Genomic DNA, 23003 nt, shown 5'->3' with positions numbered 1-23003 from the left:
GAAAAACGATGTTAGATGAAATCTCCTCCAAAGAAAAAGCTGCCATTATCATTCGTACATTAGACGAAGGAGTGGCAGCGAAAGTCATTGAATATATGACAGCTGAGGAAAAAGAAGTATTGCTTCGCGAGATTGCTAAGTTTCGTGCGTATAAACCTGAAACATTAGAAAATGTAATGGGACAATTTTTATATGAATTAAATGTGAAAGAGCTCAACTTAGTTACACCAGATAAAGAATATATTCGCCGTATATTTAAAAATATGCCGGAAGATGAACTGGAAAAACTATTAGAAGATCTTTGGTATAACAAAGATAATCCGTTTGAGTTCCTGAATTCACTTACTGACTTAGAACCGCTTCTGACTGTATTAAATGATGAATCACCACAAACAATTGCCATTATTGCATCTTACATTAAGCCGCAGCTTGCTTCTCAATTAATTGAGAAATTACCAGATCATAAGCGTGTGGAAACAGTAATGGGGATTGCCAAACTAGAGCAAGTAGATAGCGATCTAATTGGTCAAATCGGTGAGCTATTAAAATCGAAATTAAATATGATGGCATTTAGTGCGATTAATAAAACAGATGGTCTGAAAACGATTGTTAATATTTTAAACAACGTTTCACGTGGTGTGGAAAAAACAGTCTTTCAAAAACTTGATGAAGTGGATTATGAACTATCCGAAAAAATTAAAGAAAATATGTTTGTCTTTGAAGACTTACTTGGCCTTGATTCTCTTGCGCTTCGCCGTGTATTAGAAGAAATTACAGATAACGGCGTTCTTGCGAAAGCATTGAAAATTGCGAAAGAAGAAATTAAAGAGAAATTATTTACATGTATGTCTGCAAACCGTAAAGATATGATCCTTGAAGAATTAGATGGCTTAGGACCGATTAAGATGACGGAGGCTGAAAAAGCACAGCAAACGATTACAGGTACGGTGAAAAAGCTAGAGAAAGAAGGAAGAATTGTCATTCAAAGAGGTGAAGATGATGTCCTTATTTAAAAACAGAATTCCCAAGAATTCTGTTTCTTTTTCTGAAGAAACGTATGAATTACAATTTCCGAAGCCTCCAGTTCACGTAGAACAGGAAGAAATCGAAGTAGAAATCGAAGTCGATTATGCAGAATTAATTGCGCAGCAAGAAGCGCTGCACGCTGAAATGTGCCAGTTAAGAAAAGACCAGCAAATGTTACAGGCGGAACGAAAACAACTCCTAGAGGAAAAAGAACAGTTCAAAATGCATGTTCATGAGCAAATTGAACAGCTGGAAGCAGCGCGTCTGCAGTTTCAGCAGAAGCAAAAAGAAACTGCATATGAGTGGGCAGAGTTACTATGGGATCAATCGCTTCAGCTTGCCGAAAAAGTTGTTAATCAAGCAATTGATACACATGGGTTAGATATTCTTCCTATTTTAAAAGGAATTGTTGAAACGCTCCCGACTTCATTTGAAAAGTTAATTATTACGGTGCATCCAGAAACATTTGAACGGATTGAAGCGGAAAAGGAAAATACGAAAGAATATTGGCTCCTGCAACTTGTAGAATGGAAATATGATTTTTCCATGGAATTTGGCGAGTTTGTCATTGAAGAAGAAAAAGAGTTTTTCGAATTTAAGTTTGCACCTATATTTGAGAAGCTTCGTCAAAGATGGGAAGAACAAAAGGTATTCGAGGAGGTATGAGCGGTATGTTGATGAATGAACATAACAAATGGAATGCATTTATCAATGCGCCGTTTTATACGAAAACAGGAAAAGTTCATAGTGTACAGGAACAGTTCTTTACTTCGAAAGGGCCGAAAGCAAAGATTGGTGATGTTTGTCTTGTTGGTGAACATCGTGTGTTATGTGAAGTCATTGCAATTGAAAAAGAAAACAATATGCTGCTTCCATTTGAACAGACTGAAAAAGTATGCTATGGCGATTCTGTAACGTTAATTGCTGAAGATGTTGCCGTACCTCGTGGGAATCATTTACTAGGAAAAGTGTTAAGTGCGAATGGGGAGATTTTAAACGAATCAAGTGAGAGTGTACCGCTTCAAAAAGTAAAATTAGACGCGCCTCCTATTCATGCATTTGAAAGGGAAGAGATTACCGAAGTATTTGAAACGGGTATTAAATCCATTGATTCCATGCTAACCATTGGCATCGGGCAAAAGATTGGTATTTTTGCTGGTTCGGGTGTTGGGAAATCAACACTGCTTGGCATGATTGCGAAAAATGCGAAGGCGGATATTAATGTCATTAGTTTAGTAGGGGAACGCGGTCGTGAAGTAAAAGACTTTATTCGAAAAGAACTGGGCGAAGAAGGTATGAAAAAAAGCGTTGTTGTGGTAGCAACTTCCGATGAAAGTCATCTTATGCAGCTGCGTGCTGCAAAGCTAGCAACGTCAATCGCTGAATATTTCCGCGATCAAGGAAATAATGTACTGCTTATGATGGACTCTGTTACCCGTTTTGCGGATGCAAGACGAAGTGTTGATATTGCGGTGAAGGAATTACCGATTGGCGGGAAAACACTTCTTATGGAAAGTTATATGAAGAAATTACTCGAACGCTCCGGTAAGACGCAAAAAGGATCGATAACAGGTATTTATACTGTACTTGTTGATGGTGACGATTTAAATGGTCCTGTACCAGACTTAGCCCGCGGTATTTTAGATGGACATATTGTATTAAAGAGGGACCTTGCAACACTCAATCATTATCCAGCCATTTCAGTGCTAGATTCTGTGAGCCGGATTATGGAAGAAATCGTATCAGAAGAGCATTGGCAACTGGCAAATGAAATAAGAAAGACGTTATCAATCTATAAAGAAAATGAATTGTATTTCAAATTAGGAACGATTCAAGAAAATGAAGAAAATGCTTACATCTTTGCATGCAAAAATAAAATAGATAGTATAAATACATTCTTAAAACAAGGTCGAACCGATAGTTATCATTTTAGTGATATCGTTCAAGCGATGCATCATATTGTATAGAGACCTCGCTTTTTGAGGTCTTATTTTTGTTTTTTAATATTTCACAGATTTTTTTGTGAAAAAACTATATAATAGGATAAGAGAACGTTATAATAGAAGGGGGTTATAAAACAGGTGAATAAGCAGCAGTATGATACGATAAAATGGCAAATCAATCAAGAAAAAGAACATGTTTTAAAAGAAGTGTACGAATTAACAGCTGAAAAAAGAAAAATAGAACAAAAAAAAGAATATGATTTACATGTTTTTCAATCGCGCAGTAAAATTGTTCAGGCTGGGGAACAGATTATGGTTGGCATGCTTTCTTCTCATACATTTTCACCTGAAAGAATAGAAGAATGGAATCGAAAAATACAAAAAATAACGGGGTTTATTCAAAAAAATGAAAATCTTTTAGAACAAATCAAAGAAAAAGAACGTGTGATTGATGAAATGTATCAAGCAGATTGTAAAAAGTTTGCGAAAGTACAAGAAAAACGAGAAGAGAAGATGCTTCTTGATTTGAAAATGTGTATGAATGGATGAGGTGAATACGGTGATAGAACCTATATTTCCGGTGCAACCGAGTTTACCTCCGCAAAAAGGTAAAGGGCTAGAATTACAGTCGAAAGATGTGAAATCTTCATTTCTAAAAAAAATGAATGAACAAGACAAGAAACAGCCAAAAACGGAGGGAACGGGACAAAAGGAAGCACCACAGGAAGAACAGCAAGAATATCTTCTCGCAAGAAAATCTTTAAAACAAGAAGAAACATCTGGAAATGAGAAGAAAGAAGAAAAGAAAACGACAGAAGAATTGCTATTAGCAGTGTCAGAACAAATGATGGCAATTGAGCATTTACGTGCGCAACCAGAATTGCTATATCAATACATACAAAAAATACAAGAATTGTATAAAACATATGGAAATATAAAAATAAATGAATTACCTGCAGGAGAGATCCAGCAACTGCAAGCCTTTTTTAAAGAGTTTAATATTGAAAATGCTATATGTTCAGAAGATACAATTCAAATGATTTTAGAAAAAGTAACTTCTTCAGAAAAGCTGGCTGAGCTCTCTAAATCTATTCAAATAGAATCATGTGATTTAACGAAAAAAGGTGCTTCAGATCCATTATTAAACAAGGAAGTAGTTGCTAATGCAGAAAATAAAATGAAGACACTGGCCGGGGAACAACTGCAAAAAGAAACTTTTGTTGGTCTAGAAGAAAAGTCGGAAAAACAAGTAGATTCTGAAGGAGAACAAGGTATAAATCCAATTTTTGTTGGAAATGACCAGGTCTTGAAAAAAGACGGTGAACAGCTCCAAGCACAAAAAGTTTCCCTTCCGGACTTAGGAAATAAAATGGAAGCGAAAGTGGAGGCTTTACAAAAACTGATTGTAAAGCAAGAACGAGTGTTATTTCAATTAAATCCTGAAAAGCTTGGAACGTTAACCGTATATATGAAAAAACAAGGTGATTCCATTCAAGTTCATGTTGAAATGGAAAAACACGATGCGAAAAAAAGAGTTGAAATGATTTTTGATGAATTAAAATTTAAATTAAAAGAAAAAGAGATTCATATTGAATTAAGTTATACGAATAAAGATCAGCAACGTCAACAACAAGAGCGAGAACAAGCGCAAAAACAACAGCGAGTGATGGTTAAAAAAGAAAAAGCGTCAGAACAAGATTTTGCTGGGTTATTGGAGGAAGACTAAATGCCGGGTGTTGAAATGAATGCAACAAATACAAATCATATGCAAGCGTCCCAAACACAAGCGCAAAATAAAACAGCAGCTACAAAAGCGGGTGATCAAAAAACACCTGGTGTTATGGGGAAAGATGATTTCTTGAAACTCTTTTTAACGAGCTTACAATATCAAGATCCATTTAATGCGATGGATATGGACCAAATGATGAATCAAATGTCGCAAATGTCACTTATGGAGCAAGTACAAAACATGACTAAAGCTGTCGATGCTTTAAAAGAGACAGTGAATACAACAGCATTAGATGGCGGTATGAAGTTCCTAGGCAAGCATATAACAGGGGCTTCAACTGATGGGGCGAAGATTTCTGGTAAGGTAGATGCAGTACGATTGGCTTCTAACAATGAAGTACAACTTGTTGTAGGAGATAAAATTGTATTAATGAAATTTGTAACGAGTGTATCAGATCAAGCGATAGAATCAGCAGAGAAACCAGAACAAAAACCAGCAGTAAATACAGAGGTAAAATAATAATCTAAAAATAAAAGATCATAAGGAGTGTAAATAAAATGATTAAATCATTATATACAAGTATTTCAGGTATGAATGCGATGCAAAGTGCATTAAGTGTTACTTCTAATAATATTGCCAATGCACAAACGGTTGGATATAAAAAACAAAAAGCGATGTTTGACGATTTATTATATAACAATACAGTAGGTTCTAGAGGAGACGGCACGTATGCTGGAACGAATCCAAAAAGTATTGGTAATGGTGTGAAATTAAGTGGAACGAATACAGATTATAGCACTGGTACAATAAACCCAACAGGTGTCAAAGGAAATGTAGCAATAGACGGAAATGGTTTCTTTGTAGTGGGCGACTCTCAAGGAGGAAATACCCAATATACACGAAAAGGAACGTTTAATAAATCTGATGATAATTATATTGTCAATACAGAAGGTCAGTATGTATTAGGATATGGTGTGGATCCAAAGACAGGTAAGGTTGATTATTTAAGCGGGGTAAAACCAATTTCAGTTCCATTAGACTCAGCAATTGCAGGGGTTCAAACGGATGCGGCGAAAATTTCTGGGAATATTCCAAGAGATGTGCCGAAAATAGCAAAAGAGTTTGATGCGTATGACAGTGCAGGAAAGAAAGTAAAGGTACGCATAGAAATTAGTCAAACAACACAACCAAATGAGTATAAATATGATGTATTAGTCCAACAAAGGGATGGGCAGTTTACTAATGTAGCTCCAAATAACACTCTTACATTTGATAATACAGGGAAGCTTCAAAACGGTGGACCAGTAAACATTCCATTTAATGTTAACGGAAGTACAGGTACAATCAAGTTAGACGTAAGTGGCTTAAGTAATATGCCTACAGAAGACACCCTTACATCGAAAGCTACAACTGGTCGTGAAGCTGCAGTGGCGAAGGACTATGAAATATCTGATGGTGGTGATGTATTGGTAAGATATTCGGATGGTAGCTCGAGAGTTGCTGGACAGCTAGCAGTTGCTACGTTTCCAAATGACAACGGGCTAATGAAAGTAGGGAATGGAAATTACGAACCAACTGCGGCGGCAGGTGTTGTAAGGATCGGTGCTGCCAATCAAGGTGGCGCAGGTAAAATAAAAGGGAATTCACAAGAAAGTTCTAACGTTGACTTAGCTGTTGAATTCGTTGATTTAATGTTGTATCAACGTGGATTCCAAGGAAATACAAAAGTAATTAAAGTATCGGATGATATATTAAACGAAGTTGTAAACTTAATTCGATAGTATATAGATGAATGTAGCATCTTTCATAGGTGCTACATGTTTATCCCGTTATTTGCGGGCAGTATACTCCCACCTCAAAATTCGGCGAAGGCAAAGAAGATAGGTGGGAGATAAACTGCCCGTAAAAGCCCGATTGGTGAGGGCTAATAATGAGTGGGGGATGAAGAAAACCCCCACTCATTAAAGTTTCACTTTATTTGATATATAGAAAGGGTCTCGGTATGACAAGACAAGAACGGATTTTACAGTTGCCTTTTTTTCAGGATAAGCCTGAATTAGCAAGACAAATTATTAAAATAGAACAAGAAGAACACCGATATTTGCCAGATCAATTTGAGATAAAGAAAGTTCCTCCGTATACATTTGGGGAAAGGCAAGTTGTTATTGGTAGAATCCATGAATTTTATTTTGTCGGCATTTATAGTGGGGATAATTGGAAGTATCAAGCGTTTGCTGATGTAATGAAATGCCGAGAGTTTTTTATTAATTTGTCAAGTATTACAGAGAAACAGCTAGCATTTTGGTTTAACAATATTGAATTACTAGCTGCTTCTTAAAATGATAAAAAATGAAACGGAAGGGAGCAAAACATAATATGGTACAAAATAAATATCGAGTTACATTCATTTCCCCCAGTGAGATAGAACAACGTACCATTATGTCAGCAAATAGCTTACCTGATTTAATTCGAAAAGTAGAGAATATTATTGTTGATCCGAATGGGTACTTTGTAAATGACAAAAAGAATAACTGTTATTTTAAAGTGATAAAGGAAAATATAACTTTCATTCAATATGAGCTATTATTCTCAGATAAAGAAATTCATGTTGAAAAATTAAAGCATGTCGCACCTGCTATATTGCAGCAGCTGTTCCAAAAAGTAAATGATTCGGAACTGTATGCACTTTCTCTTCTTGATGTAGATGTAGCAACGAAAGAATATGTGCTAGCACATATGGATTCTAGCCTGCGAATCAAGGTGGAAACAGAGCTTGCAAAAAAATGGGAAGCAATGCCAGCAGAGATTGCTGAGGCACAAGAAGTATTATTAGAGGCACTCGCTTCGTTTATACAAGAATAGTTTTTTTATATAAATAAGTCATCTATATAAGTACAAATTGAAAAATCGACATAAAACCTTTCTTTTTAGATGGGAGAGAGTATCCGGACATGCATAGAAGCGGTCAGGGCCTTTTTCTGCCACATGCGAAGTGAAAACAGAAAGAGCAAGCGAGTATAGGTTACTTTTTATTCTGCATAGCAGGGATTTATTCAATTCAGATAGATGACTTATATACCTAATAAAGCTTGATAAATATATATACGGAATTATAGGAAGGGGAGCGACACCTATATGTCACAAGCGCAAAGCATTTTATTAGAAAGTGGAACAAATGAACTAGAGATCGTCACATATACTGTTGGTGAAAATTTATTTAGCATTAACGTAATGAAAGTGCGCGAAATTATTAATCCATTCCCTGTTACAACTGTGCCGGAATCCCATCACGCAGTGGAAGGTGTTGTCCAAGTTCGAGGTGAAATTTTACCAGTTATTAACCTTGCAACAGCGCTTAATTTAAAATCAGCAAAGCCGCTTGATCAAACGAAATTTATCATTTCAGAATTAAATCAAATGAAAGTCATTTTCCGGGTAGATGAAGTACATCGCATTCAGCGTATTTCTTGGGAGCAAATTGATGAACCCGCTTCACTATCGATGGGATTAGAAGAAACAACATCTGGTATTGTAAAATTAGACGGCAAAATCATTTTACTATTAGATTATGAAAAAATCGTTTGCGAAATTAGTAACACTGGTTATGAAACACAAAAACTTCCAGGACTAGAACAAAAAACAGATCGTGCAGAAAAAGTAATTTATATCGCTGAAGATTCAGCAATGCTTCGTCAAGTATTAGAAGAAACATTGTCAACAGCTGGTTATGCGAAAATGAACTTCTTCAGCAACGGTGCGGAAGCGCTAGCGCAAATTGAAAAACTAGCAAAAGAACAAGGTGAAAAAATGTTCGAGCATATTCACCTATTGATTACAGATATTGAAATGCCGAAAATGGATGGTCACCATTTAACAAAGGTAATTAAAGATCATGAAATAATTACCAAACTACCAGTCATTATTTTCTCTTCTTTAATTACAAATGAACTGTATCATAAAGGTGAATCCGTTGGAGCAAATGCCCAAGTAAGTAAGCCGGATATTCAAGAATTAATTGGTCTTGTTGATAAGCTTGTCTTATAAAATGAAACTTCTATAAGAGAGGGGCTGTATGCCGTTCTTATGGTTAACCCTCACCTCAATATTCTTTGAATATTGAGGTGAGGGTTTTACTGCCTGTAATAGGAGGATTCAATCTTTATTTTTGAATTTAGGAGAAAAAAGGTTTAAAATAGAAAAATAGTGGATTCTATATATACATCAACTAAAAAATCGACATAAAACCCCTCTTTTTGGGTGGGAGAGAGCATCTGGCCATGCATAGAAGCGGTCAGGTCCTTTTTCTGCCACATGCGAAGTGAAAACAGAAAGAGTAAACGAGTGTAGGTTACTTTTTGTTCTGCGTAGCGTGGATTTAGATGTCGAAAAATTAAAATGGATGTATATAGTAGTAAAAGTATGTATTATTTCGCAAAACTGTAAAGATTTTTCGGTGAAACAGTTCTAGGAGTACTATATAATTTAATTATGCAATGTCTTCATGCATACTTAGAGATACCCTATCACACTAGATTATTCAGGATATCAAAAATGAAATACCATTTTACTATATTTCGATACTTTTTATACATTTTTGTATGTTAATTATTGTATGCTGATTGTTTGACAGACAATTCTGAACTGCTATAATATGGATATGGAAATTTTTCCATTAAAAAAAAGAGACATGGGAGTAGTATGAGAATTGTGAAAGGATGAGGAGGCGTGACACAGATTATGTATCACCACAAAGCAATTAATGTATTAAATCTTTTACAAAACATGTCAAATAATAAAAAAAATGATATACAATTAGAAGCGGAATTTAAAAAAATAGAGAAGCAATTCCGAATCGGGTATGAAGAGTTAGTCGATCTATATAATAAAATGGTATTATTTCAAATTGATATTGAAAAAAATGGTGGCATATTTGCATGTGAGAAATCAAATATTACATGGTTAAAATCTGAATTAGAACTGCTATATACTGTCTACCAATTTTGTCAGCGTCACGGTTTAAACATTGCTAACATTTCAAAGTATGTGAGTAAGAAAGAACTAAACCTGTTTCCGAAAACAGAAAGTCAATTACAAAATACGTATTATAAATTAAAAAATGAAGAAATTCCATTTGATAATATAAAGAAACAAAAACCAGGACGTAAGCGAAAATATGTATCTGAAAAAGAAATGATAGTAGGGCCGAAACAAGAACAAAGTCAACAAATAAGCAAAACAATTCCTAATGTAGAAGTAGAAAAGAATCTTGTTACAGTCCTATCAGGTATTGTTGATAACTTTGAAACAATTAGCGAACATAGTGAAAAAAAAGAACGTGAACTGCACCAATTTATGGATGGGATTTATAAGCTTTCTAGCATGGCCGCAGAGCGTATGAAAGAAGAACATGACACAAATACGCTAGAAGGTGAATTGCAGAAGCTACGTGCCGAAAATGAACGGTTGCAGCGTGAAAAACAAGAGCTTGTTACGGATGTTAAAGAAATGACACATCATCTGATTCATTTCATTACGAGTTCTGACATTGACCAAATTCGTACATTACCGTATTTCGTCAGGGAATGTAAACAAGATTTGCATAAGCTAGGATTATATAACGCACAAGATGGGGCAATGAAAATCATGGTTGATCGCAGTGGGCAAGTGATGGCGATGACACGTTAAAGAAGAATGGGGTACAAAATAAAAGGGAAATACATNNATGTATTTCCCTTTTATTTTATATAAAACATTGCCAAGTAGGATAATAGATTCCCTACTTTTTACGATTGGAGTAACTTTGATATCATTTGTGGAACTTGATTTGCTTGTGAAACCATACTTAAGGCAACCTCTGTTAATAGTTTATATTTAATAAAATCGCTCATTTCTTGCGCCATATCGGCATCTTCTATTCTTGATGCGGCATCTGTTAGCGCTGTACTTTGGCTATTTAAATTTTCAATATTAAATTGCAGACGATTCATCATTGCGCCAAGGTCTGCACGGTGAAGTGATACATGTTGCAGAGCATCGTCAATTTTGTCAATAGTCGCTTTTGCTTCTTGTTCTGTTGAAATCTTGATGTCATTCTTTGTAGGGGAGAGGGGGATGTTTGTTTCTTGATGCGATATATCTAACGTATGACCGAGGTCATCTAGTGTAATGTTACGGCTTTGTCCATCAAATACGGGTAAGTCATTAAACTCTGTCGTTTCATTAATATAGCCAACTTGTTTTGTTAATTGTTGAAATTCTTTATCGAGCGAATTACGGTTGTTATCTGAGTTCGTTCCGTTTGCAGATTGAACTGCTAAATCACGCATTCGCTGCAAAATGTTTGTAACTGCTTGCAAAGCGGCCTCCGCTGTTCGCAGCATGGAAATGGCATCTTCATTATTTCTTATCGCAACGCGCATACCACTTGCTCTTGCATGCATACGAGTTACAATGGCAATATTAGCCGGGTTATCAGAAGCAGTATTTAACTTCTTACCGGTTGCTAAATGTTCCATTGCTAGATTCATTCGGTTTTCATTTTCGTATAACGACTGCCTTGCGTGCATGCTCAAAATGTTCGTTCTAATTCGCATAGTAGACACTCCTTATAGGTTCATATATATTTTGATTTTTCAACATATAAGTCGCTAGTATGAAAACAAAAGCTAACATGCTCGCGTTTTTTCCCTTCGTTTTCACGTGGCATGGGGCAGGAAGAGGGTTTGATCGCTTCTATGCATGGCTAGATGCTCTCTCCAACTTAAAAAGAGGAGGTTTTATGTCGGTTTTTTTAGTGATGTATATATAGATGCGCTCTCCTATCTAAAAAAGAAAGGTTTTATGTCTTTTTCATTTGTATTGATATAGAAAAATAAACCTCTCTGCTTGCAGAGAGGTTTATTTACATACTCACAAAATGGATTATTGTAATAATTTACTTACCATTTGTGGAGTTTGGTTAGCTTGAGAAAGCATGCTGATACCAGCTTCGTTCAAGATTTTGAACTTAGTCATTTCAGACATTTCTTTCGCCATGTCAGCGTCTTCGATTTGAGAAGCAGCTGAAGCCATGCTTGTTTGTTGGCTCTTAAGGTTGTTTACGTTAAAGTCAAGACGGTTTAATGTAGCACCTAAAGTTGCACGGTTAGAAGCGATTGTTTCTAGTGCAGAATCGATTGAAGCGATTGCAGCATTAGGTTCTGCAGCAGTAACAGTTACTTTAGTTTTATCGAATGCAGCACCTAGAGCTTTAGCAGCAGCATCTGTACCAGTACCAGCTGTAACTGCAGCATTGAATGCATCAAATTTATCAGTTACTGCTTTAGCATCTGCTGGAGCCATACCTGATTTTACTTTATCGAAATCTTTCATAGCAGCGCTAACTTCAGCTTTTAAAGCATTCACGTCAGTAGTAGCTGTATTTGAAAGCTTAGTAAATGTATCTGCAACAGCATCAATTGTTTTTTGTGTTACGCCACCAATGTCTAGTTTATCAATATTTAATGTTTGAGTAGACACGTTAGCTAATTGAATATCAATTTTCTTAGTTACATCAGCGTTATCTAATGTTTGAATTGCGATAGTTGAGTTTGAACCATCTAATAATTTTTTATCGTTGAATTCTGTGTTTTTAGAAATGTAATCGATTTGCTCTTTTAATGCGCTGAATTCTTTGTGTAGAGCTGCTTGGTTATCACTTGTATTTGTACCATTTGCAGATTGGTTTGCAAGGTCACGCATACGAAGTAAGATGTTAGATACTGAGTTCATTGCTGAGTCAGCTGTACGGATTAATGAAATACCATCTTGTGTGTTGTTAGTAGCTACTCCTAAGCCACTTTCACGAGCACGCATACGAGTTGCGATTGCAAGACCTGCTGCATCGTCAGAAGCGTTGTTGATACGTTTACCGCTTGATAAACGGTCCATTGCAGTACTCATTTTTGCTTGTGTTTGGCGCATATACTCTTGTGTGCGCATGCTGTTGATGTTTGTGTTAATTCTCATTATAAGAACCCCCAATTTTTTTATTTATTTTTCTGTAAATCCCTAAAGGGTAATATACAAAAAAATCAATTTCGATTCGAGATTTATTGTAATATTTATTTCGGCAACTGTCAACTTAAAATTTGAATTAATAAATATAGAAAAATATAATTTTAACAATGTATCTATTTTTTTATTACAAACTTCCTTAATATATTTATTTTTTTATTACAAACTTCCTTAATATGTTTATTTTTTTATTACAAATTTCTTTAATATATTTATTTCTTTATTACAAATTTCTTTAAAAGGCTTATTGCAAACTTTTTTAAAAAACTCTAATATTAGATTATCTTTGTTTACCGAAAAGGTGATATTATGATGATTGAGAATGTAGTAAAAGAAGTTCTTTCATATAAGAAAGGACAGATTCAGCAAAAGTTAAGTAGTCCACGGGCTTTTGTGAGCAGTCGTTTTCAAGAAACGTTGCAAAGTACGCCGGTGAAAGAGACGGGAGCTACAGTACAACCTATGAAAGTAGAAGAAGTCAGTAAGCCGGCTGCGCCATCTGAAACAAAAGAAGTAGAACAAGTTCAAGTGGCGCAAAAAGAGTTTGCAAGGCGTTTCCCAGAAACGAATAATAAGAGCGCAGACACGTGGGGATTAACGAAGAAGTATAATATTCAAAATATACGTTCTGAAAATGAAGGGAAGTATATGGATATTATTGATCGCGTAAGTCGTACATATGGAGTTCCGAAAGCATTAATTCAAAAAATGATTGAAGTAGAGTCTGACTTTAATCCAAAAACGGTGTCTTCTGCTGGGGCAATGGGATTAATGCAACTTATGCCAGAAAATGTGAAAGAACTTGGTGTGAAAAATCCATTTTCACCAGAGGAAAGTATTGAAGCCGGGGTGAAAGAGCTCAGTGGTTATTTGAAACAGAATAACGGAGATCTTGTCTTGGCACTTGCATCATATAATGCGGGACCTGGCAATGTGAGAAAGTATGGAGGTGTACCACCGTTTAAAGAAACGCAAGGATATATTAAAAAAATATTAAATATCGACGTTTCAAACTAAAATTTCATTATACATATAAGAAAAAATGAAATTTTAGTGAACACGACATGGGAGTTGGCTAGATTTGAAATTACAAGATGAGATTCCATTAACAATTTATTTTGAAATTGGAAAAACAAGAAAAAAAATTGAGGATCTGCTTCATATTACGAAAGGAACATTGTATCGTCTTGAAAATTCGACAAAAAATACGGTGCGTCTTATGTTGGAAAATGAAGAGATTGGAACCGGAATCATTTTGACGAAAAACGGAAAAATGTACGTTGAAATTGTTGAATTGAAAGGATAGGGAAGGGGATTTTCATGAGTGGCGATAAATTAAGCCAAGAGCAAATCGATGCGCTGCTGAAGGCGATGAATGATGGTTCAGAGATGCCCGCTTTCGCACAAGAAGCAGACAAAAAAGAGAAATTACAAGAGTATGATTTTAATAGACCGGAAAAGTTCGGTGTAGAGCATTTACGTAGCTTGCAGGCAGTTGCAGCGAGTTTTGGAAAGGAAACGTCGCAGGCACTGGCAGCGCGCATGCGTATTCCAATTGAGTTAGAACCGTCAACGGTTGAGCAAGTTCCATTTACAAGTGAGTATGTGGAGAAGATGCCGAAAGATTATTATTTATATTGCGTCATTGATCTTGGGTTACCAGAGCTTGGAGAAATTGTTGTTGAAATGGACCTAGCATTTATTATCTATATTCATGAATGCTGGCTCGGAGGAGATAGTAAGCGAAGCTTTGCACTGCGTAGACCGCTGACAGCGTTTGAGTTTATAACACTTGATAATATTTTCTCTATTCTTTGTAATAATTTAGAACAAGCATTTGAAAGTGTTGTTGCGATTGAACCGAAGTTTGTGACGACAGAGACAGACCCGAATGCATTAAAGATTACGACAGCGAGCGATATTATTTCGCTATTAAACGTCAATATGAAAACAGAGTATTGGAATACGACAGTTCGTATTGGAATTCCGTTTTTATCTGTTGAAGATATTATGGACAAGTTAACATCTGAAAATATTGTCGAACATTCTTCTGATAAGCGGAAGAAATACACTTCTGAAGTAGAAGTGAAAGTTAATCAAGTGTATAAGCCTGTTCATGTAGCTGTTAGTGAGCAGAAGATGAAAATTGGTGAGCTTAAGCAAATTGAAGAAGGCGATATTATTCCGCTTCATACGAAAGTAACCGATCAGCTCCGTGGTTATGTAGATGGAAAACATAAGTTTAATTGTTTTATTGGAAAAGACAGGACGCGTAAGGCGCTCTTATTTAAAAATTTTATAGAATAGGAGGATCTATATGAAGCATGAAGTATCACCTGTATCGTTAATGAGTTTAGAAGAATATGCAGCGCAGCGAAAGGAAGCGGCAAAAGCACATATTGAAACCGTTTCGGATATTTCGCTTGAACTTGGCGTGAAGCTTGGAAAAACGTCGATTCAGCTTGGGGATGTTAAGAGTTTAAAAGTCGGTGATGTTCTTGAGGTTGAGAAAAATCTTGGGCATAAAGTGGATGTATATTTAAGTAATATGAAAGTTGGTATAGGCGAAGCGATTGTCATGGACGAGAAGTTCGGTATTATTATTTCTGAAATCGAGGCCGATAAGAAAAGGGCTGCGCTTATGATGGCACAGCAGCAAGTACTGGAAAAAGAGTAGAGGAGGAGTCATATGTCGTATATGACGACCTTATTTCAAGTCATCTTACTGTTTGGCGTACTCGGCTATGGTGCGTATTATATGACGAAGAAGACGCGCAAACAACAGTTCTTCAAGCAAGGTGAGAACGGTCATATTCAAGTGAAAGATGGCGTGTATTTAAACCATCAAACGAGCGCCTTTTTATTTGAAGTAGACGGAAAACAAGTGTTCACTGTTGTGAGTAATAACGGTGTGCAATCTGTACAATTAACAGGAAATCAGTTTCAACAAGCGCTAGAAGACGCGGTAAAGAATGAAACGAAAAAAGTAGAGGATCCATCATGAGAATAAAGAAACATATATCGTTAGTTGCGGTTATTTTTGTATTTTCAATTATTTTTTCAATTATTTTTGTAAATCCAGCGTATGCGGCATCAAACGGTTTTATTAATTTCGAAAATGGGAAAGAGTTTACGAGTAATTCAAGTGTACAGTTATTTGCGCTTGTGACACTTCTATCGTTATCTTCTTCTATTGTTCTCTTATTCACGCATTTTACTTATTTTATGATTGTTCTTGGGATTACCCGTCAAGGACTTGGGGTAATGAACTTACCGCCAAACCAAGTGCTTGTCGGTCTAGCGCTGTTCTTATCGTTATTTACGATGCAGCCCGTACTTGGACAATTAAAGGGTGATGTGTGGGATCCAATGACGAAAGAGAAAATAACGGTAAGCCAGGCAGCAGAGAAGACTGCGCCCATTATGAAAGAGTATATGGCAAAGCATACGTATAAGCATGATTTAAAAATGATGCTGAAAGTGCGTGGGGAAGAGGTACCGAAAAACACGAAAGACATTTCGTTATTTACACTTGTGCCATCCTTTACATTAACCCAAATTCAAAAAGGTTTGCTGACAGGGATGTTCATCTATTTATCGTTTGTATTTATCGATTTAATCATTAGTACCCTTTTAATGTACCTTGGGATGATGATGGTACCGCCTATGATTTTAAGTTTACCGTTTAAAATACTTGTTTTTGTATATTTAGGTGGATATACAAAAATCGTTGATATTATGTTTAAAACGGTCGCCTGAAGTACTTTATCTGATGTTATGTGATAGGAGTCATACAAATGAATACATCACCAATTATAGATATTTTCCAATCCTTTTTTTATAAAGGGGCTATGATTTTAATGCCGGTTGCCGGCGTGAGTTTGGTTGTTGTAATTATCATCGCCGTGATTATGGCGATGATGCAAATTCAGGAACAAACGCTGACATTTTTACCGAAGATGGCAAGTATTGTGCTTGTTATTATTATTTTAGGTCCGTGGATGTTCCAAGAATTAACGACACTTATTTTAGATTTGTTTGACAAAATTCCATCGCTATTGCGCTCGTACTAAAGATAGGTGAATGAAATGAATATGGAATTATGGGCGGCAACGTTTTTTGCGTTTTGCCGCATCACTTCATTTTTATATTTTTTACCGTTTTTTTCAGGACGATCGATTCCAGCGATGGCCAAGGTGACATTTGGATTAGGGCTTTCCATTACAATCGCTGACAAAGTGGATGTGTCTCATATTCAAACGGTGTGGGATGTAGTAGCTTTCGCTGGAACGCAAATTGTGATTGGATTAGCACTTTCAAAAATCGTGGAAATGCTGTGGAACATTCCGAAAATGGCAGGCCATATTTTAGACTTTGATATCGGTTTGTCACAGGCCAGTTTATTTGATGTAAACGCAGGTTCCCAATCGACTTTATTAGCAACGATTTTTGATATTTTTTTCCTTGTTATTTTTATTTCACTTGGCGGCATTGATTATTTTGTTGCCACGATTTTAAAGTCGTTTCAATATACAGAGGCGATTTCAAAATTATTGACAACAAACTTCTTAGATAGTTTATTAGCGACGTTATTATTTGCGATTACGTCAGCGGTTGAAATTGCACTTCCGCTTATGGGGAGCTTATTCATCATTAACTTTGTCCTCATTTTGATCGCAAAAAATGCTCCGCAATTAAACGTGTTTATGAATGCTTTCGTAATTAAAATTACATGCGGTATTTTGTTTATTGCGATGAGTGTGCCGATGCTTGGCTATGTGTTTAAAAATATGACGGATGTGTTACTTGAGGAATATACAAAACTATTTAACTTTTTCTTAACGAAATAGGGGGGCGCGTATGGCAAAGGATAATAAAACAGAAAAGGCCACCCCGCAGAAGCGTAGGAAATCACGTGAAGAAGGGAATATCGCCCGGAGTAAAGATTTAAATAATTTATTTTCGATTCTTGTACTAGCAGTGGTTGTTTATTTTTTCGGAGATTGGCTCGGATATGAAATTGCGAATTCTGTCGCGGCACTGTTCGATCAAATTGGAAAGAATACGGATGTGACGGAGTATTTTTATTTAATGGGGATGCTGCTTTTAAAAATATCAGCTCCCGTTTTAATACTCGTCTATATATTTCATTTGTTCAATTATATGATTCAAGTCGGTTTCTTATTTTCTTCTAAAGTGATTAAACCAAAGGCATCGCGTATTAATCCGAAAAACTATTTTACGAGATTGTTTAGCCGAAAAAGTTTAGTGGATATTTTAAAGTCACTGTTTTATATGGGCTTAATCGGCTATGTTGCGTATGTTCTCTTTAAAAGGAATTTAGAGAAAATCGTCAGCATGATTGGATTTAACTGGACAGCATCGCTGACAGAAATTATAAGAGAAATTAAATTTATCTTTTTATCGATTTTAATTATTTTAATTGTACTTTCTATTATTGATTTCATTTATCAAAAATGGGAATACGAGCAAGATATCAAAATGAAAAAAGAAGAAGTAAAACAAGAGCATAAAGATAATGAAGGGGACCCGCAAGTAAAGGGGAAACGAAAAAACTTTATGCATGCCATTTTGCAAGGGACAATTGCAAAGAAAATGGATGGCGCCACGTTTATTGTCAATAACCCAACGCACATTTCGGTTGCGCTTCGTTACAATAAACACGTTGACGCTGCGCCGATTGTGGTGGCAAAAGGGGAAGATGAGCTTGCATTATATATGCGTACACTTGCCCGTGAACAAGAAATACCAATGGTGGAAAATCGTCCGCTTGCTCGGTCTTTATATTACCAAGTTGAGGAAGAGGAGACGATTCCAGAAGATTTATATGTAGCTGTCATTGAAGTTATGCGCTATTTAATTCAAACGAAACAAATTGAAGTATAAAAGCGCGTTTGGAGGAGATCTCTTTGTTTAAGATAGATTCTGCAAGAACCTATTTTTCTATCTTTTTAGCAGCGTCATTCGTTGTGGCGCTCTTAATTCCACTTCCGCCATTTATACTTGATATTATCATCGTCTTTTTATTAAGCATGTCAGTGCTTATTTATATGCGAGCAACAAGTATTAAAGAGTGGGACGAACTAAAGGCATTTCCGACTATGCTGTTATTAATCGGGATTTTCCGCGTATCGATTAACGTTTCGACAACGCGGGCGATTTTAACAAACGGGAATGCTGGTCATGTTATTGAAGAGTTTGGTCAGTTCGTAATTGGCGGGAATTTATTAATTGGTATCGTTATTTTTACTGTGCTAATTATTTTCCAGTTTATCGTAGCGAACGGTGCATCTCGTACTGCCGAGGTTGCGGCACGTTTTACACTTGATTCCTTACCAGGGAAACAAATGTCCATCGATGCTGATTTAAACCAGCGTATTATTACAGACAAAGATGCACAGGTCAAACGAAAAAAATTAAATATGGAAACAGAGTTTTACGGAGCGATGGATGGTGCCGGAAAGTTCATTAAAGGGGACGTTATTTTCGGGATTGTCATTTTATTCGTTAACATTATTTTCGGCTTAATTGTCGGGATGATGCAGCAAGGTATGAGCTTTTCAGAGGCTGCTCTTCATTATACGCAGCTAACTGTCGGTGATGGAATCGTCAACCAAATTGGTTCGTTACTGCTGGCAATTTCAACAGGTATTATCGTAACGCGTGTATTTGATGGTTCACCTGATACAGTGACTGAAGGTATCTTTAAAGAGTTAATGGCGCATGAAGTCGTTGTTTACGCGCTTGGCGGTTTATTTATCGCAATGGGTGTCTTTACGCCACTACCATTCTTACCATTTGCACTTGTTGGCGGTACGATTATGTTCTTAGGTTTCCGCAATAAAAAACGGATACAAAGGGAGAAAGATGCTGAGTTGCAGAAAGAAATAGAAATGATTCAAAACGATGAAGATCAACTGCAACAAGTAGAAGATTCGTTTGGGGTATTTACAGATAAATATCCAATTATCGTGGAGCTAGGGTTAGACTTAGCGGCGCTTGTGAAACAAAAGATTAACGGTGAAACGGCCCGCGACAAAGTGGTTCTTATGAGGAAATCCATTATTACCGATCTTGGTATTAACGTTCCAGGAATTAACTTTAAAGATAATACGAGCTTTAGGCCACGTGGGCGCTATATGATCCGGATTAAAGGGGCAAAAGCCGCAGAAGGTGTTTTAAAATCAGGCTATTTATTAGCGCTGAAAACGCCAAATGTGATGGCTGATTTAGATGCAGAACCAGCAAAAGATCCAATTTTCGGTGAAGAAGGATACTGGATTTTAGAGCATATGGTTCAAGATGCGCAGATGAAAGGCTATCAAGTATTAGAACCGCTTAGTATATTAATTACGCATTTAGATGTAATTATTCGTCGTAATCTTCATGAGCTTATCCAGCGTCAACATGTGAAAGATTTAATTCAATCGCTTGAAAATGATCACGGCGTTTTATTGGAAGAGATTAAGAAGAAAGAAATCGATCTATCACTTGTTCAAAATGTTGTGAAACAGCTTCTAAAAGAAGGAATTTCAATTAGGGACTTACCAACAATTATTGAAGGAATTATCGATGGGAAAGAAATTTATCAAAGTCATGTCGATGGTGTGACTGCATTTGTTCGCGAATGTATTTCCAAAGTCATTTGTGAGCATGCGAAAAATCCTGACGGGAAAATTTACGCGGCACTTTTCGCTGATTCTCTTGAACTGGATGCGGATGTTGTCAATAACTCGTACCAAGGTTATTTATTGAACTGGGATTTAGAATTAGAAACACGTGTTATAGAGCAAGTGCAGCATATTTTCAAACAAGCGCGCTTAATGGGAAGAGATCCAGTTTTATTAACACGCAGAAAAGATTTCAGATTCGGAATTGTAAGGCTTCTTGATCGTTATCAAATAGAGGCAAAAGTGTTATGTATTAGCGAACTTGCACCAGAAATTGTTGTGGACCAAATTGCTTATATCGAATAGTAGGGAGGTGAGATTGTGGAAAGCACAGAAAAGAAGGAAGCGTTAAAACGAATTAAAGCTGCTTCGAAAAACGAATTGTATCGTAAATTGTTTGAGCAGTATGGTACGGATTATTACTACGTTGTCGGTGAAAGCGTGAAGCGAAACATCCCGTTCTTTTGGAAAAAGAAATATGAAATGTTAGTTGCCTTTCCAGAAGATAAGAAAAGCGAAGAGAGTATGGAAACGCCAGAATTTCATGCACAATTGATGGGTATGGTCAATGAACCTTCAGAAGAAATCGTCAGAGCGAATCACATTCAATCGGTGCTACATAACCTAGAACATACAACGAGTTCCATTCCTGTGGCTATTCAAACAGGAAATAGTGAGGAATGGGCACAGAAAAAACAGGAATTATTACAGCTGTTTCAGCAAGGAATTACAGTTGTGAAACAGACGGAGAGAACAGCGCCTCTGAAAGAGAGAAAGCTTGGTTCTATGCAAGTAGTCGCTGAAAGTAAGAAAGAAGTTCCAGTACAACAAGAAGAACAACAATCTGTACCATTTATCATCCAAAAAGTCATTCGGATGTTAGAACAAAGTGATGTGGAACAGTATTTTATTCGTGCGTATGCTGAAAAACTGAAAGTGAAGTTTGAGAACGCGACGATGATTACTGAAGAAGAAGTAATCGAGTTCATATTAGAAGATATGAGAACGCATTTCCATACAGAGAATGTATTTGAAAAAGATGTACAGACCATCGCATTAATCGGCCCAACTGGTGTTGGAAAAACGACAACACTTGCGAAAATAGCATGGCAGCTTCACGGTCAGAAGAAAACGGTTGGTTTTATTACAACGGATCATTCTCGCATCGGAACGGTGCAGCAGCTTCAAGATAACGTGAAGACAATTGGAGCGGAAGTCATTGCGGTGCAGGGTGAAGCAGCGATGACAAGAGCGCTCACTTACTTTAAAGAAGAAGCCCGTGTAGATTATATCTTAATTGATACAGCTGGAAAAAATTATCGTACATCAGAAACGGTTGAAGAGATGATCGAAACGATGAAACAAGTAGAGCCAGACTATATTTGTTTAACGTTATCAGCTTCTATGAAAAGTAAAGATATGATTGAAATTATTACGAACTTTAAAGATATTCATATCGATGGGATTGTGTTTACAAAATTTGATGAAACAGCAAGCAGTGGTGAGTTATTGAAAATTCCAGCAGTCTCATCCGCTCCTATCGTCTTCATGACAGATGGGCAAGATGTGAAGCAACATATACATATCGCTACAGCGGAACATTTAGCAAAACAAATGTTACAAACATCATAAGAAGAGAGGTGAGGAATAAGGCGGTTGTCTTATTCAAATTAATATGAATGGTATTTATATAGGCTCTATGGGTATGATGAACTACATGCAGCACGTAAATGTACATGCGAATAACGTAGCAAATGCGCAAACAACGGGCTTTAAAGCAGAGAATATGACTTCGAAAGTGTTTGATACACAAAATACGTATCGCCTTGGTAATGGAGAGAAAACAGCAATTGGTACGGCTGATTATGCAGTTGTACCAGCTGCGACCCATGTAAATTTAGTGCCAGGCAATACGCAAATTACAAACAGCGATACAGACTTCTTTTTAGATGACGGAACAGCAGGTACTTCATCGTTTTTCGTTACTTCTAACAAAGGGGAAACGTTTTTAACGCGAGATGGTCATTTCACAGTAAATAGTGATCGTTACTTACAAACGACATCTGGTGCTTTCGTACTTGGAAGTAATAATGAACGTATTCGTATTCCAGAAGGTGCAAAAATTGCTGTAGGAGCGGATGGTACGCTATATGATGAAACTACAAAAAATAATATTGCTCGTTTACAAACGAAAACAGTAGATGCTGAAGCGCATGCACGCCTCGTTCAGCGTGAGAATAAATGCTTTACGCTAGCAGATAGAAACATTGCTGATTTACCTAATGGAACAGCAACTGTTCGAAATTATATGCTAGAAAATTCAAATGTGGATATGGCGAAAGAAATGGCGGATATTATGACCAATCAAAAAATGGTCCAAGCATCGCAGCGCGTCATGACAACATTTGATAAAATTTATGAAAAAGAAGCGAATGAAATACTAAGATAAAGGATGTTCCCCTGTGGGAGTCCTTTTTCTTTTGGAATTCTATTGTACTCTTAGTAAAGAGATTATATATAAGTACAAATTGAAAAACCGGCATAAAACCTTTCTTTTTA

The 23003-nt window shown here is 36.4% G+C and carries 25 protein-coding genes; 23 read left to right on the top strand and 2 right to left on the bottom strand.

Annotated elements, in window-relative coordinates; genetic code table 11:
• Positions 1-8: 8 nt before the first annotated feature.
• From COO03_RS06875 to COO03_RS06825, 11 genes are all read left to right on the top strand, one after another.
• Entirely contained in the window at positions 9-1013 is a 1005-nt protein-coding gene (locus COO03_RS06875; RefSeq protein WP_097896241.1) for a flagellar motor switch protein FliG, read from the top strand.
• On the top strand, positions 1000-1692 hold the full coding sequence (locus COO03_RS06870) for a FliH/SctL family protein (RefSeq protein ID WP_097896239.1): 693 nt from the start codon (positions 1000-1002) through the stop codon (positions 1690-1692). Before COO03_RS06875 ends, COO03_RS06870 begins: the two co-directional genes overlap by 14 nt.
• Positions 1689-2993, top strand: coding sequence for a flagellar protein export ATPase FliI (gene fliI / locus COO03_RS06865; protein ID WP_097896237.1), 1305 nt, complete (start codon positions 1689-1691; stop codon positions 2991-2993). The genes COO03_RS06870 and fliI overlap by 4 nt, the downstream gene beginning before the upstream one ends.
• 114 nt (positions 2994-3107) lie before the next feature.
• Positions 3108-3518, top strand: coding sequence for a cytoplasmic protein (locus COO03_RS06860; protein WP_097896235.1), 411 nt, complete (start codon positions 3108-3110; stop codon positions 3516-3518).
• The gene (fliK, locus tag COO03_RS06855; RefSeq protein WP_097896233.1) at positions 3511-4695 is read left to right on the top strand and encodes a flagellar hook-length control protein FliK; all 1185 of its coding nucleotides are present in this window, start codon (positions 3511-3513) and stop codon (positions 4693-4695) included. The genes COO03_RS06860 and fliK overlap by 8 nt, the downstream gene beginning before the upstream one ends.
• Entirely contained in the window at positions 4696-5217 is a 522-nt protein-coding gene (locus tag COO03_RS06850; protein ID WP_097896231.1) for a flagellar hook capping FlgD N-terminal domain-containing protein, read from the top strand.
• A gap of 38 nt (positions 5218-5255) precedes the next feature.
• Positions 5256-6479: a flagellar hook protein FlgE gene (flgE, locus tag COO03_RS06845; protein WP_097896229.1), complete on the top strand. Its 1224-nt coding sequence runs from the start codon at positions 5256-5258 to the stop codon at positions 6477-6479.
• Between the two features lie 221 nt (positions 6480-6700).
• Positions 6701-7036 (top strand): DUF3964 family protein, encoded by a 336-nt coding sequence (locus tag COO03_RS06840; RefSeq protein WP_097896227.1) that lies wholly within the window; start codon positions 6701-6703, stop codon positions 7034-7036.
• Between the two features lie 38 nt (positions 7037-7074).
• The gene (locus COO03_RS06835; protein ID WP_097896226.1) at positions 7075-7560 is read left to right on the top strand and encodes a LysR family transcriptional regulator; all 486 of its coding nucleotides are present in this window, start codon (positions 7075-7077) and stop codon (positions 7558-7560) included.
• Positions 7561-7833: 273 nt separating this feature from the next.
• The gene (locus COO03_RS06830) at positions 7834-8742 is read left to right on the top strand and encodes a chemotaxis protein (RefSeq protein ID WP_097896224.1); all 909 of its coding nucleotides are present in this window, start codon (positions 7834-7836) and stop codon (positions 8740-8742) included.
• Positions 8743-9435: 693 nt separating this feature from the next.
• Positions 9436-10383: a DNA-binding domain-containing protein gene (locus COO03_RS06825; RefSeq protein WP_097896223.1), complete on the top strand. Its 948-nt coding sequence runs from the start codon at positions 9436-9438 to the stop codon at positions 10381-10383.
• Positions 10384-10481: 98 nt separating this feature from the next.
• Here the strand turns inward: COO03_RS06825 and COO03_RS06820 are convergent, their stop codons facing one another.
• Both COO03_RS06820 and COO03_RS06815 read right to left on the bottom strand, forming a co-directional pair.
• Positions 10482-11291, bottom strand: coding sequence for a flagellin N-terminal helical domain-containing protein (locus COO03_RS06820; RefSeq protein ID WP_097896221.1), 810 nt, complete (start codon positions 11289-11291; stop codon positions 10482-10484).
• A 328-nt stretch (positions 11292-11619) separates the two neighbouring features.
• The gene (locus COO03_RS06815; RefSeq protein ID WP_097896219.1) at positions 11620-12705 is read right to left on the bottom strand and encodes a flagellin N-terminal helical domain-containing protein; all 1086 of its coding nucleotides are present in this window, start codon (positions 12703-12705) and stop codon (positions 11620-11622) included.
• Between the two features lie 357 nt (positions 12706-13062).
• Here COO03_RS06815 and COO03_RS06810 point away from each other — a divergent pair, with 357 nt between their 5' ends.
• From COO03_RS06810 to COO03_RS06755, 12 genes are all read left to right on the top strand, one after another.
• Positions 13063-13770 carry a lytic transglycosylase domain-containing protein gene (locus COO03_RS06810; protein WP_097896217.1) on the top strand — a complete coding sequence of 236 codons (708 nt, stop codon included), beginning with the start codon at positions 13063-13065 and terminating at the stop codon, positions 13768-13770.
• 64 nt (positions 13771-13834) lie between these two features.
• The gene (locus COO03_RS06805) at positions 13835-14059 is read left to right on the top strand and encodes a flagellar motor switch protein FliN (RefSeq protein ID WP_097896215.1); all 225 of its coding nucleotides are present in this window, start codon (positions 13835-13837) and stop codon (positions 14057-14059) included.
• A 14-nt stretch (positions 14060-14073) separates the two neighbouring features.
• Positions 14074-15060, top strand: coding sequence for a flagellar motor switch protein FliM (gene fliM / locus COO03_RS06800; RefSeq protein WP_097896213.1), 987 nt, complete (start codon positions 14074-14076; stop codon positions 15058-15060).
• Between the two features lie 10 nt (positions 15061-15070).
• A complete protein-coding gene (locus tag COO03_RS06795) occupies positions 15071-15430 on the top strand; it encodes a flagellar motor switch protein FliN (RefSeq protein ID WP_097896211.1) in 360 nt (119 codons plus the stop codon).
• A 12-nt stretch (positions 15431-15442) separates the two neighbouring features.
• The gene (locus COO03_RS06790) at positions 15443-15757 is read left to right on the top strand and encodes a flagellar motor switch protein FliN (RefSeq protein WP_097896209.1); all 315 of its coding nucleotides are present in this window, start codon (positions 15443-15445) and stop codon (positions 15755-15757) included.
• Complete coding sequence (locus tag COO03_RS06785; RefSeq protein ID WP_097896208.1) at positions 15754-16512, top strand: flagellar type III secretion system pore protein FliP; 759 nt, start codon at positions 15754-15756, stop codon at positions 16510-16512. The genes COO03_RS06790 and COO03_RS06785 overlap by 4 nt, the downstream gene beginning before the upstream one ends.
• A gap of 38 nt (positions 16513-16550) precedes the next feature.
• Entirely contained in the window at positions 16551-16826 is a 276-nt protein-coding gene (locus COO03_RS06780) for a flagellar biosynthetic protein FliQ (protein ID WP_097896206.1), read from the top strand.
• Positions 16827-16841: 15 nt separating this feature from the next.
• Entirely contained in the window at positions 16842-17603 is a 762-nt protein-coding gene (locus COO03_RS06775) for a flagellar biosynthetic protein FliR (RefSeq protein WP_097896205.1), read from the top strand.
• Between the two features lie 10 nt (positions 17604-17613).
• Positions 17614-18660: a flagellar type III secretion system protein FlhB gene (gene flhB, locus COO03_RS06770; protein WP_097896204.1), complete on the top strand. Its 1047-nt coding sequence runs from the start codon at positions 17614-17616 to the stop codon at positions 18658-18660.
• A 23-nt stretch (positions 18661-18683) separates the two neighbouring features.
• On the top strand, positions 18684-20750 hold the full coding sequence (flhA, locus tag COO03_RS06765; RefSeq protein WP_097896202.1) for a flagellar biosynthesis protein FlhA: 2067 nt from the start codon (positions 18684-18686) through the stop codon (positions 20748-20750).
• A gap of 15 nt (positions 20751-20765) precedes the next feature.
• Positions 20766-22076 (top strand): ATP-binding cassette domain-containing protein, encoded by a 1311-nt coding sequence (locus tag COO03_RS06760; protein ID WP_097896200.1) that lies wholly within the window; start codon positions 20766-20768, stop codon positions 22074-22076.
• A 43-nt stretch (positions 22077-22119) separates the two neighbouring features.
• A complete protein-coding gene (locus COO03_RS06755; protein ID WP_097896198.1) occupies positions 22120-22893 on the top strand; it encodes a flagellar hook-basal body complex protein in 774 nt (257 codons plus the stop codon).
• Positions 22894-23003 lie beyond the last annotated feature (110 nt).

Origin of the sequence: Bacillus sp. AFS098217, from assembly GCF_002551815.1 — a bacterium.
GTDB lineage: Bacteria > Bacillota > Bacilli > Bacillales > Bacillaceae_G > Bacillus_A.
The sequence above is the reverse complement of the archived record's forward strand: the minus strand, read 5'-3'. Positions and strand labels throughout refer to the sequence as shown.